Origin of the sequence: Metasolibacillus sp. FSL K6-0083, assembly GCF_038630865.1 — a bacterium.
GTDB lineage: Bacteria > Bacillota > Bacilli > Bacillales_A > Planococcaceae > Metasolibacillus > Metasolibacillus fluoroglycofenilyticus.
Genome location: NZ_CP152046.1, coordinates 496269 through 508344 on the forward strand (window position 1 = coordinate 496269; position 12076 = coordinate 508344).

Sequence of the window (12076 nt, forward strand, 5' to 3'; positions counted from 1 at the left end):
AACTACAAAATGCAATATTATGCATATTGAAAATATTGGTATCTACAGTATATCATTGCGAACTAAAGCGCACGCATTTGCTGTATAAGTGAAAAAGGAAGAGGGTTTTTCGCGTTGCTCGAATATATGCTAACGATGTTATAATTAATAATAAATGAACTTCAAGTGAGGGGGGCTTGTCATGGAGCGATTACAGCAAATTAGCGAATGGTTAAAGGCATCTCAGCATACGGTCGTATTGACAGGGGCGGGGATGTCTACAGAGAGTGGGTTAGCAGATTTCCGCTCTAAAAGTGGCTGGTGGCAGCAAATTGACCCACGCACTGTCGCCACAACTGAGGCATTGGCACATAATTATGACCTTTTTCATCGATTTTATTCAGCGCGAATGAACGCGTTAGATGAAATTGCACCACATGAGGGACACTATATTTTAGCGGATTGGCAGAAGCAAGGACTCGTTCAGCATATTGCGACACAAAATGTTGACGGCTTACATACATTGGCAGGGGGCGCTAATGTAGATGAGTTGCACGGCTCTATTCGCTCGGTACGCTGTCAAAGGTGCGCGGCTATTGCTGAGAGTAGCCACTTTTTAGCAAAGGAGATTTGTTCATGTGGTGGTAAGCTGCGACCGAATGTCGTACTATTTGGGGAAAGCTTACCGCAACGAGCATGGGATAATACATTATCTCATATGAAGGCAGCACAGCTTGTAATTGTTATCGGTACAAGCCTGGAAGTTTATCCGGTTAGCCAGCTACCACTGATGACAAATGGAAAAACAGTTTATATCAATTTAGAAATTGAGCATAGCCATTTCGATATGATGATTTCAGGCAAGGCTGGCGCAATGCTGAATGCCATTGATAAGCTCTTATAGCTTGCGCAAGTTGGATGTATTAACATAAAATGTAGAAAGAAAAGGAGCGATAAATGATGTTAAAAACAATTGTTTTTGAACAATTAAAAGTAGCAATGAGAGAAAAGGATGTAGTAGCGAAAGGCGTACTAACACTTGTTAAATCTGCGTTAGACCTTGCAGAGAAGGAAAAGGGAAACGAATTAACACAAGAAGAGGAAATTGCTATTGTTAACCGTGAAATAAAGCAAACGAATCAAGCTTTAGAAGGTGCAGAGTCAGCAGGTAGAGAAGACTTGATAGAGAAAGAGCAAACAAAGTTGGAAATTTTAAAACGTTTCTTGCCTAAGCAATTAACGGAAGAGGAAATCATTGCGGAGTTAACTGCGGCAGGGATTGTCAAAGGCATGAATATGGGGGAGGCAATGAAAATTGCTAAGCCACTTTTAGCAGGGAAAGCTGATGGTGCATTAATGTCGAAAGTTGTTAAAAGCTTAATATAATTTGAAGGCTGTTTAGAAAGCATGGCGAGTGCAGTGCTTTTTAAACAGCCGATTTTTTTCATTAATAGAAATCAGATTTTCAATATGAAAATTTGCTCAAAATATTTTTGAGTTCCTTGCTTAATGATTGTAGCTCATCCGCGGAGTGGGCAACGCTTTCGATTGCTCTATTTTGTTCATCAGCAGAAGCCGAAATTTCCTCTGTTGTGGCAGCAGTTTGTTCTGTAATGGCTGTCATGCTTTCGATAGCAGTAGCTGTATCATTTTGCAAGGATGAAATATTGCGCATACCTTGTGATACTTCTGAAATAGAATGCTGTATCGTTTCAATCGCTTGATAAATTGTTTTAAAAGCGTGTTCTGTTTCGCTTGTTACTTGCTCCTGTTTGCTTGTAATCATTTGAGTTTGCTTTAAAGCATTGGAAGCATTTGTTGATTCCTTTAGCATAAGCTGAATCGTTTCGCGAATTTGTGTAGCTGCACTTGCGGATTCTTCAGCTAATTTTCTTACTTCATCTGCAACAACTGCAAAGCCTTTACCATGCTCACCAGCACGAGCCGATTCAATACTAGCGTTTAATGCAAGTAGATTTGTTTGGTCTGCGATGCTAGAAATGACATCAATTACAGTATCAATACTCGTTACCTTTGTAAGCAATTCACTCATTACCTCATGCACTTCAGATAACACTTTTGTGGAAGCGTTTGCAGTTTCACGTAGCTGTGCTACTTGCTTCATTCCTTCTTCGCTAGCAGTCGTCGCTTCATGTGATTGCTCCAGCATGCTGCTAGTCACGTCGGAAACAAGTTCAACCTGATAGGAGACCTCTTGTACTTTTTCGTTTGTCGTTTCTGCATCAATAGCCCCTTGAGAAGCCCCCTTTGCCATATCATGAATCGCATTTGAAATATTTTCAATCGAAACGGTTGTTTCTTCAACGACGGCACTAACAACATTGGACGTTTCGACAACATCTTCTGCTGCACGGTCAACTGACAGTACGAGTGTACGTAAATATTCCTTCATTGTGTTGACAGAATCGGCAAGCTTGCCTAATTCATCACGACGGTTAAACTGTACGGTCTCTTCCGAAAGATGACCCTTCGCAATTTCCTCTGTTTCGCGCATAATTGTTGAAATAACATGGACAATTTTTGAGATTAAATTCACACCAATGAAAATAATGACGCCCATTATAATGACTAAAGTAGCGATAATAATTAGATTGTTTTGCTTGTTCATAGCATTTAAGCTATCCATTGATTGCTGTGCGTTAATGTTTATTAATTGCTCAATTTCATCCAAATTGCTACGTGCTGCTTCAAAAGTTACATCAATCTGCTCAATTGCTGCATATATACTGTTACGCGCGAAGCTATTCATTGATTGCATTTGCTGTATAGAAGGGGCAAGCTGACTTTGCCAAAGGGTGAAGCTTTCATGAAAATCATTAAAGCTCTGTTCCATTGTTTGTCCAGACTGCTCATGTATTAATGTAGTAAAAGCCTCTGTTTCCTGTAAAAGCTGGAATGCCGTTTGCACTCGACTTGATACTTGCTCAATATTTTCCTCATAGCTAGCATATTCGGTCTCATAATTTTGAGTGCTTGTACTTTCTAGCATGCGAATAATAGCTAAATGGGCTTGATATAAATCACGATCTGCCTCAATTAAGCTTGTTTCAGCAGTATACACTTTGTCATATAATAGTGTTTTTAATGCATTAAAGTTCTGTTGGTTTAAAAGCATGTTTAGAATGAGTATCGTAGTAAGAATGATGATAGGAATAAAAAATAATAAACCTATTTTGATACGAATTGACCAATGCTGCATAAAAGTTCGCTCCTTTAAGTTAGGCTTTATATTTTGATAGTAACATACTCATTCTATTTTTAGCGAAGTGTTTTTTTGATTGAGTAAATGTTTTTAAAGGTTGAGAAGAGCCTGTAGCTCAAGCGAAGAATTGCGTCCATATTTTTTTAGCTGTTTACTGGAAGTTAACCTAAAGCCGTCACGACAAATTGACCTGCGCTGCGCAGACCTCCCTTCAAAATTTATGACATCCGCGGGGAACATGGTGTTGCTACTCTGTTGTTATCTTAGCATGTACTTGTTTTAGACTGAGTGCCTCTTTATCAAGGCTGAATCAACACTTATAGAGGTGGCGAGAAGTCATCTTGCTATCGGTACAAAAGGAATTTGCTCATGCGGTTACTCGTCGCCGCAAAAATTGCTGAAAGAAGTTAAAATTAGGTGCACAAACGTTTTTCATTATGCTATACTGTTACTACTTTGAATGAGAAAGGAAGATGGGTGGCCGATGTTAAACTAACCTGATTTTTTAATCATGATGAATAATTCAACATGAAAAAAACAGGATTAGTCTGCCCATTTTCAAATAAACATGCTGGAAACTAATGTTTTCACATAGGTGACAAGCTTATTAGCTTTACAATTATGTAAAGCAAGAGCAGCCCTATGGATTTTGATGCAAGCCTGCTTTAAAATCTATAGAGCGATGTTGGCAGCATCAGCGATTGGCGACTAATCCTTCCAAAATTATGGGAGGATTTTTTTCGTATACATTCAGACTGATTTTGAAAAATCAGCTATAGTAATTTTAGGATTGCTGGAATCGCAACGAAATTGATTCTCCCTATATTAAAGGGGGAGTTTCTATTATGGAACTATTGAAAATACATGATGTAACGATTGAATTAGAGCAGGCTATTTTACTGCAAAATGTAAGCCTATCACTTATTGAAGGGGAAATTGTCGGCATCGTAGGAAAAAACGGTGCTGGTAAATCTACCCTGCTGCATTTATTAAATGGAGAGCTTCGGCAAAGTGCAGGTGTACTACAATGGCAACGCCCTGTTGAGCCTGTATATATCGTGCAGGAGCAAGAAACGTATGATGAACAGTATAGCGGGGAGGCGGAGCTATTAGCAAAATGGCACGTACCTTCTAATGAGTATGCAACATTAAGCGGTGGAGAGAAGCTGAAATTACGCTTAGCCTATGGTTTTTCGAAGGCAAAGGATGTGCTGCTATTAGATGAACCAACGAACCATTTAGATAAAGAAAGTATCGAGCTATTAATTGAGCAAATAAAGGCATATAAAGGGACGATTTTAGTCGCTTCACATGACCGTGCATTTTTAGATCAAGTGGCAACAACAATTTGGGCAATTGAAAATACTAAAATTACGACTTATAACGGCAACTATACGCATTATAAAAAAGTGAGAGCAGATGAACGAAAGGCGCAGCAGCATGCGTATGAGCAACAGCAAAAAAAGATTGAGCGCATTGAAGGGCAATTAACGAATTTAACCAATTGGTCAAATAAGGCACATGCTGCATCCACTAAGCAGGAAGGCTTTAAAGAATATCATCGAGTGAAAGCCAAGCGTACAGATGCCCAAATAAAATCGAAAAGAAAGCGTTTAGAGCAGGAGCTAAGGGTAGCGAAGGTGGAGCAGATAGCTAAGCCATATGAGGTGCAATTTGAAATAAATGCAACAACGAAGCGTGGCAAGCGATTTTTAGAGGTGACAGGAATCGAAAAATGTCTAGCGAACAAGCTACTATTTAGCAGTCAACATTTTACAGTTATGCATGGTGAAAAAGTAGCGTTAGTTGGCAGGAATGGTGCGGGCAAAACGACCTTTTTACAAATGATCATGGGCAAGGAGACTTATAGGGGCAAGCTTTGGTTATCACCAACTGCATCTATTGGCTATTTATCACAAAATGTTTTTGATTTACCTTTAGAGCAAACACCTGCACAAGTTTTCTATCGTGAAACATTTGAAGCAAGAAGTGAAGTCCAGCATTTAATGAAGCAGCTTGGCTTTACAGCGATGCACTGGCAAAATCCAATTGCCACAATGAGTATGGGGGAACGGGTCAAACTCAAGCTCATGCAATTTATTTTGCAAAATAAAGATGTTTTACTATTAGATGAGCCGACAAACCATTTAGATATTGAATCGCGAGAACAGCTAGAAGCAACATTGCAGCAATTTTCAGGAACCATTATTGCGGTCTCGCATGACCATTATTTCTTACAGCAAATTACGAGCGAGCAGCTAGTCATTCAAGATGGCGTGCTAAGTAAAAATACAATAAAACAAGAAATTCAACAAAATACGAGTGTCTCATTATTGGCACTTGAAACAGAGCGGCAGGCGATACTAGGAAAACTAAGTCTTGCTAAACCGAATTCTACGCAGTATATGGAGCTCGACAAGCGCTTCAACGAGTTAACAAAAGAAATAAATGCATTGAAAAAGAGCTAATATAGTCAATTATACCTTGGCTAACTTTAGCCTAGCTTCGACTTTGTACCGCCATAATATTAGTCACTCAGCCGTTGCTACAGAACGCGGTGTTCTAAGATTGAATCGCGAGGGCGTGTCTTAAAATAACTTTCTAGACACGCCCTTTTTTCTATTTCATTACAGCTTGTACTTTAAGAATATCGTTTTTTTGTGTAACATAAAGTGTTAGTTGAACCTATCAATTTTAGCAAGCACCAGCAACAAAGTATGTAAACGATTGAGAAGGAGTGTATTATGGAAAATTTCGATTTTATTGTTTTGATTAAGCACATTATTATTGGTTTAGTACAAGGATTTACGGAGCCAATTCCGGTTTCATCAAGCGGTCATGTTATGATTGCTAGTGAGCTACTTGGGATGGGGGAGCAAGGCTTTACATTTGCGATTTTAACAAATACTGCATCACTCATCGCCATTTGTTATATTTTTCGTGAAGATATTGCACGTCTTATCACGCATTCATTGCAGTATTTAAAAACGAAAGAGAAACGTTACCTATCAGATTTTAAATTTTCAATGTTTGTTATCGTCGGTACGATTCCAGCGGGCGTGCTTGGTGTGCTTTTAAGTGATGTTATCGCAGAAAATTCGAGCATGACGACGATTGCGATTACGCTTTTTATTACGGGGATCGCCCTTTGGTTAATCCGAAATTTACGTGGAACTAAGCGCGATGGTGATTTAAAATTAAAAGATGCCATTATTGTTGGATGTGGGCAGGCGGTTGCTTTAATGCCAGGGATAAGCCGTTCTGGGGCAACGATTATTTCCTCGTTAGCTGTAGGGATGAAGCAGGATACAGCTTTGCGTTTTTCATTTATGCTATATATTCCAATTAGCTTAGGTGGTGTTGTATTAGGCGTAAAGGATTTTATCGAACACCCTGCTGAACAAGCGCTTATTATTCCTTATGTTGCGACATTTATTGCAACAATGCTCATGACTTATTTTGCAATGCGATGGTTTATGGGCATTATGAAAAATGGAAAACTAGCTTACTTTTCATATTATTGCTTCATTGTTGGTGCATTATTGTTAATTTTTTATTAAAGTATGAGCATACATATTGTCTGCATATTTTTTTATTATTTCGAAACTTTAATGGAAGTTATTCGTAAATAAGGTAATACATAAGGAAGGAGGAGAATTTAGTTGTTTGGATTTTCACTCACAGCAGTTTATTTGACAGTGTTAATTGTCATCGGGAGTTGTACATTGCTCTATTTGGTATTTGCTGATTTAGCGGATGGCGTAGCTGAAGGTATTCCCTATTTTGATCCAGCCGTGATTCTTACCTTTATTTCGGTAACGGCAGCGGGCGGTTATTTACTTGAGCGCTTTACATCGTTAGCGAGCATTGTTGCTTTCATCATCGCCTTAATTATTGCGGCTATTTTAACAGCGTTACTGTATTTTTTCCTTCTCGTGCCACTGCGTTCAGCGGAGGTATCGCTCGTTTATACAGATGCCTCATTGGAAGGGCAAACAGCGAAGGTTATTGTACCAATACCAATAGATGGCTTTGGTGAAATTGTTATCGAATCAGTTAATGGTATTATTTCAAAGCGAGCAGCAAGCTACCAAGGTGAAGAAATTCCTTATGACATGAAAGTCTTGATTATCGAAGTAAAAGAAGGAACAGCTTTTGTGACATCTTATGACAAAGGTTTTACGAATGCATAGTTTAAAGGAGGAAAAACAATGATTGAAACTTTAGGTATTATTGGGGTTGTCGTAGTTATTATTCTTATATTTTTAGGGATTTATGTGGCAAAATATCGTACAGCAGGCCCAGACGAAGCATTAATTGTAACAGGGAGCTACTTAGGTTCAAAAAATGTCCACACTGATGAGACTGGAAACCGTATCAAAATTATTCGCGGGGGCGGTACATTCGTATTCCCGGTATTCCAACAAGCAGAGCCATTAAGCCTGTTATCAAGTAAATTAGATGTGACGACACCAGAAGTGTATACAGAGCAAGGTGTACCAGTTATGGCAGATGGTACAGCAATTATCAAAATTGGCGGTTCCATTTCTGAAATTGCTACAGCAGCAGAACAATTTTTAGGCAAGGAAAAGCATGAGCGTGAAATGGAAGCACGTGAAGTATTAGAAGGACATTTACGTTCGATTTTAGGCTCGATGACAGTAGAGGAAATCTATAAAAATCGTGATAAATTCTCACAGGAAGTACAACGTGTGGCATCACAGGACTTAGCGAAAATGGGTCTTGTTATCGTATCTTTTACAATTAAAGATGTACGTGACAAAAATGGTTACCTTGAATCACTGGGTAAACCACGTATTGCACAAGTAAAGCGCGATGCGGATATTGCAACAGCAGAGGCAGATAAAGAAACACGTATTAAACGTGCACAAGCGGATCAAGAGGCACAAAAGGCTGAGCTAGCACGTGCAACAGAAATCGCCGAAGCGGAAAAGGATAATCAATTAAAGGTTGCAGAATATCGCCGCGAGCAAGATATAGCACGAGCACGAGCAGACCAAGCGTATGAGTTAGAAACAGCTCGCGCGAAGCAGGAAGTTACAGAGCAGGAAATGCAAGTACAAATTATTGAGCGTCAAAAGCAAATTGAGCTTGAGGAACGTGAGATTTTACGTCGTGAGCGTCAATATGATTCGGAAGTGAAGAAAAAGGCGGATGCTGAGCGCTATGCGATTGAGCAGCAAGCAGCAGCAGAGAAAATGAAGCAGCTAACGCAGGCAGATGCGGAGAAATATCGTATTGAAGCACAAGCTCAAGCGGAAGCAGAGCGTATTCGTCTTGACGGTTTAGCAAAGGCAGATGCGGAGCGTGCACAAGGTACGGCTGAAGCTGAAATTATTCGCCTGCGCGGTTTAGCCGAAGCTGAAGCGAAGCAAAAAATCGCCGAAGCATTTGAGCAGTATGGTCAAGCGGCTGTGTTAGATATGATTGTACGCATGATGCCAGAATATGCGAAGCAAGTGGCAAGTCCATTAGCGAATATCGACAAAATTACAGTTGTTGATACTGGCGGTGGAGAAGGCGGAGGAGCAAATAAAGTTACTTCGTACGCAACAAATTTAATGGGTTCCTTGCAGGAAACATTAAAAGCTTCATCAGGCATTGATGTTAAAGAATTAATTGAAGCATATGTGGGCAAAAGCGCTGTCAAACAATACGCACAGCAAATGCCTGTAGCAGTGCCAACATCGGTACAACAAAAAGAAGAAAAATCTGAAACAGTAGTAACAGAAGAGTAAAAAATAAAGGGCTGTTGGAAAAGTATATACCTTTTCGAACAGCCCTTTGTATCTATATTAAATATTTTTGCGTTAGCCAAAATAAATTGTCACACGACTTCTTTCTATTTGTGTAAATAAAAACGGCTTAAGCCCTTTTCAAAAGGGCCTAAGCCGCTATCATTAGCTAGGAAAAATAATAGAAACTTTTCGCAACGTATTATTTTTCCCAAGGCTTAAAAAGTCAAGAAGAATGAATAAAAGCTAATAACTAGTCTTATTAATTGTAGTTTTACTGTACTTCCTGCGCGTTATCTAGTGCTTCTTGAGGAATTGTAATCGTTGTATTATTAAAATCTTCGTATTTTGTTGTTGATTTCTGGTCAATCTTCGCTGTTATGCCTTCCATTTCCATTGTAATAATCATATCCATCTTCATTTCTTTCATATCATACGTCTTTTTATCAATCGTTAATTGATAAGTAGTGTCATCAAAAGATAGATTTTCTAATTGTTCAACAGGCGCATCGGGCATTGTCATTGCTATTTGCTCTTCGATTAATTGTTTAAATTTATCGCCGCTAGCATTTAGCGTTAAAATATATTCATTATTCGTTTGCTCAAATGTAAAGTCATCAGCATATTTTTCTAACAATTTTAGTTGCTCAGAAGCATCTGCTTGCACGCCTGCTTGATTTAGTAATTCCTCTAATGAAGCTTCCTGCTGCAGCTTTAACCATGTTTCTGATGCACTGTCGTAAGCATAAAAACCATCATTAGCAGTCATATACATTTTGAGTGGCATATCGAATTTTTCACCATTTGTTTGTTCTGTCATGGAAATTGAACCATCAACAAAAAATTGCATAGGTTCTTTTACTGCACCCATTTTTAAATTAGCTGTTGTATCGGCTTTTGAGCCATCTCCAATATCCATTACTTGTGTCATTGTAATTGTTGCATTAAAGCTTTGAATTTCACTTTGTCTCTCAACACTCTTTGTAAATACCTCTTCTAGTGATAAATCGCTTTTTTCAGTCGTATTTTCTTTCGGTGTCGCCGTTGTGCTACAGCCGGCAGCAATAACTGCTACACCAGTTAATGCTAACAACATTTTTTTCTGCATTTGTATTACAGCTCCTTTATACTTGAATACTATTTATACTGTTTTTTCTAGTAAAAGTTTCAAGAAAGCCGTTTTTTGATAGAAAAGTCCTGTTATTTACAAATAAAATAGCACACATCCTACCATACAAGCACAGCCTGCGATAACGAAAAGATGCCAAATTGCATGATTGTAAGGGAGTCGATGCCAAGCGTAGAAAATAGCGCCGAATGTAAAGAACAGTCCACCTGCTAGCAGCAATAAAAAGCCTTCCAATTGTAAAAATGCATAAACCGGCTTTATCACAAAAATGATGAGCCAGCCCATTGCGATATACAGGCCTAAAGAAAATGCCTCGAAGCGATGAATAAATAAACATTTAAAAACGACCCCAAATATCGCAATACCCCAAATAATACATAATAATGTAATGCTTAAAACGCCATCTAAAATAACGACTAAAAACGGTGTGTACGTTCCAGCGATTAAAATATAGATAGCTGAATGGTCAAGAATTGCAAAAAGGCGTTTAAAGCGTAAAGGCATGCTATGTAGTAGTGTAGAGTTTAAAAATAATATGATAAGCGATGCCCCAAAAATACTGTATGAGACGACTTCGACAACGCCGCCTGTTGCAATAGCTTGTAAAATAAGAACGACACAAACAGGGATGCTAATAAATAAGCCAATACCATGTGTAATTGCATTCCATAGCTCTTCATTTTTTGATTTGTAATCGAAAACGATGTTTTGCATTGAAATCACTCCTTGTTAAATACTATAGTAAAATAGATATTTTTTAGACAGACATATTTGTCATTAGTTGTAACTACAATATGTCATATGGAAAAAAGACAATTATCAATGAATAGTGATTACATTTGTCACCTTTACAGTAGTAATTCAAGTTACTTATAATAGGAAAGAAGAATATAAAGGATGTGTCATTAGTGGGACGAATTCATATTGTAACTGATTCAACGTGTGATTTAACGAAAGAGGAAATTACGAAACATGGCATACATGTTGTGCCATTAACAATTTCAATTGGACAAAATACATATGTAGATGGGATAGATATAGAACCTATCACATTTATGGATATAATGAAACGTTCATCTGAGCTCCCAAAAAGTTCACAGCCTGCACCTGGGAAATTTAAAGAGCTATACGACGAGCTTGGAAAAGATGGCGACCAAGTTTTATCAATTCATATGACAGGTGGTATGAGTGGCACAGTTCAATCTGCTCGACAAGCTGCTGAAATGACGACTTCAGATGTGACAGTTGTGGATTCACGCTTTATTGCATTTGGTCTAGCATTCCAAATCCGTGAAGCGATTCGCTTACGCGATGAAGGCGCTTCAATGGAGGATATTGTAGCGCGCTTAGATGTAGTGCGTGAGAATACGAACTTATATGTTGTTGTTGATACGCTAGAAAACTTAATTAAAGGTGGCCGTATCGGTAAAGGCAAGGGGATGATTGGTTCATTATTAAATATTAAGCCAATCGCTAGCTTAGAGGGCGGAGAATATACACCTGTATCAAAAGCACGTAGTCATAAACAAGTCGTCAATTATTTATTTAAACAGTTCCAAGAAGATACTGCTGGTAAAACAGTTAAAGGTGTAGGTCTTTCACATGCAGGTGGGTTACAGACGATGGGACAGCCGTTGTTGGATTTAATTAAATCCACAGGCTTTGATAATGCAGAAATTGCATTTACTTCACCAATTATTAGTACACATACAGGTCCAGGGGCAATTGGCTTTATTTATTTTGCGGAATAGGACTAGAAGTGGCGTCCAAAATGCCGTGCAGAAGCCGACATTTTGGACGCTTTCGTTGGTGTTTTGATAAAATGTTTGCTTATGACAATAGAGAGCTTTCTTTAGAATTGACAGAAGTACTGACTTTAGTGGTGTTTCTTCTAAGTAAAAAAGAGGAGAAAATCATTCTTTCAATACAATGTCAACATAAAATGACCTTAACGGATGTTTCCATTTAGTGTGTGCAGTGAAAGTTTAA

Annotated in this window: 10 protein-coding genes; 7 read left to right on the forward strand and 3 right to left on the reverse strand. The window is 38.5% G+C overall.

Going from position 1 to position 12076, the window contains the following annotated elements; all coding sequences use genetic code 11:
* Window positions 1-181 precede the first annotated feature (181 nt).
* Both MHB51_RS02295 and MHB51_RS02300 read left to right on the forward strand, forming a co-directional pair.
* The gene (locus MHB51_RS02295; protein ID WP_342558894.1) at window positions 182-883 is read left to right on the forward strand and encodes an NAD-dependent deacylase; all 702 of its coding nucleotides are present in this window, start codon (window positions 182-184) and stop codon (window positions 881-883) included.
* A gap of 56 nt (window positions 884-939) precedes the next feature.
* Window positions 940-1365, forward strand: coding sequence for a GatB/YqeY domain-containing protein (locus MHB51_RS02300; RefSeq protein WP_342559456.1), 426 nt, complete (start codon window positions 940-942; stop codon window positions 1363-1365).
* Between the two features lie 79 nt (window positions 1366-1444).
* Here the strand turns inward: MHB51_RS02300 and MHB51_RS02305 are convergent, their stop codons facing one another.
* The gene (locus tag MHB51_RS02305) at window positions 1445-3199 is read right to left on the reverse strand and encodes a methyl-accepting chemotaxis protein (protein WP_342558895.1); all 1755 of its coding nucleotides are present in this window, start codon (window positions 3197-3199) and stop codon (window positions 1445-1447) included.
* An 845-nt stretch (window positions 3200-4044) separates the two neighbouring features.
* Here MHB51_RS02305 and abc-f point away from each other — a divergent pair.
* The 4 genes from abc-f (at window position 4045) to MHB51_RS02325 (ending at window position 8961) form a co-directional block, all read left to right on the forward strand.
* Window positions 4045-5670 (forward strand): ABC-F type ribosomal protection protein, encoded by a 1626-nt coding sequence (abc-f, locus tag MHB51_RS02310; RefSeq protein ID WP_066162871.1) that lies wholly within the window; start codon window positions 4045-4047, stop codon window positions 5668-5670.
* Window positions 5671-5946: 276 nt separating this feature from the next.
* Window positions 5947-6762 (forward strand): undecaprenyl-diphosphate phosphatase, encoded by an 816-nt coding sequence (locus MHB51_RS02315; RefSeq protein ID WP_066162872.1) that lies wholly within the window; start codon window positions 5947-5949, stop codon window positions 6760-6762.
* Window positions 6763-6864: 102 nt separating this feature from the next.
* Window positions 6865-7395: a hypothetical protein gene (locus MHB51_RS02320; RefSeq protein ID WP_066162877.1), complete on the forward strand. Its 531-nt coding sequence runs from the start codon at window positions 6865-6867 to the stop codon at window positions 7393-7395.
* An 18-nt stretch (window positions 7396-7413) separates the two neighbouring features.
* On the forward strand, window positions 7414-8961 hold the full coding sequence (locus MHB51_RS02325; RefSeq protein ID WP_107942796.1) for a flotillin family protein: 1548 nt from the start codon (window positions 7414-7416) through the stop codon (window positions 8959-8961).
* Between the two features lie 271 nt (window positions 8962-9232).
* Here MHB51_RS02325 and MHB51_RS02330 read toward each other — a convergent pair whose 3' ends face one another.
* Entirely contained in the window at window positions 9233-10066 is an 834-nt protein-coding gene (locus MHB51_RS02330; protein WP_066162883.1) for a DUF6612 family protein, read from the reverse strand.
* Between the two features lie 96 nt (window positions 10067-10162).
* On the reverse strand, window positions 10163-10801 hold the full coding sequence (locus MHB51_RS02335) for a hemolysin III family protein (protein WP_342472416.1): 639 nt from the start codon (window positions 10799-10801) through the stop codon (window positions 10163-10165).
* A gap of 194 nt (window positions 10802-10995) precedes the next feature.
* Between MHB51_RS02335 and MHB51_RS02340 the strand changes: the two genes are divergently transcribed.
* Entirely contained in the window at window positions 10996-11838 is an 843-nt protein-coding gene (locus MHB51_RS02340) for a DegV family protein (protein WP_107942794.1), read from the forward strand.
* Window positions 11839-12076 lie beyond the last annotated feature (238 nt).

Bases quoted from the DNA above. Each gene is read 5' to 3' on its own strand.
- MHB51_RS02335 (WP_342472416.1), bottom strand. From the start codon at position 10,801: ATGCAAAACATCGTTTTCGATTACAAATCAAAAAATGAAGAGCTATGG.
- MHB51_RS02305 (WP_342558895.1), bottom strand. From the start codon at position 3,199: ATGCAGCATTGGTCAATTCGTATCAAAATAGGTTTATTATTTTTTATT.
- MHB51_RS02300 (WP_342559456.1), top strand. From the start codon at position 940: ATGTTAAAAACAATTGTTTTTGAACAATTAAAAGTAGCAATGAGAGAA.
- MHB51_RS02330 (WP_066162883.1), bottom strand. From the start codon at position 10,066: ATGCAGAAAAAAATGTTGTTAGCATTAACTGGTGTAGCAGTTATTGCT.
- MHB51_RS02315 (WP_066162872.1), top strand. From the start codon at position 5,947: ATGGAAAATTTCGATTTTATTGTTTTGATTAAGCACATTATTATTGGT.
- MHB51_RS02295 (WP_342558894.1), top strand. From the start codon at position 182: ATGGAGCGATTACAGCAAATTAGCGAATGGTTAAAGGCATCTCAGCAT.
- MHB51_RS02325 (WP_107942796.1), top strand. From the start codon at position 7,414: ATGATTGAAACTTTAGGTATTATTGGGGTTGTCGTAGTTATTATTCTT.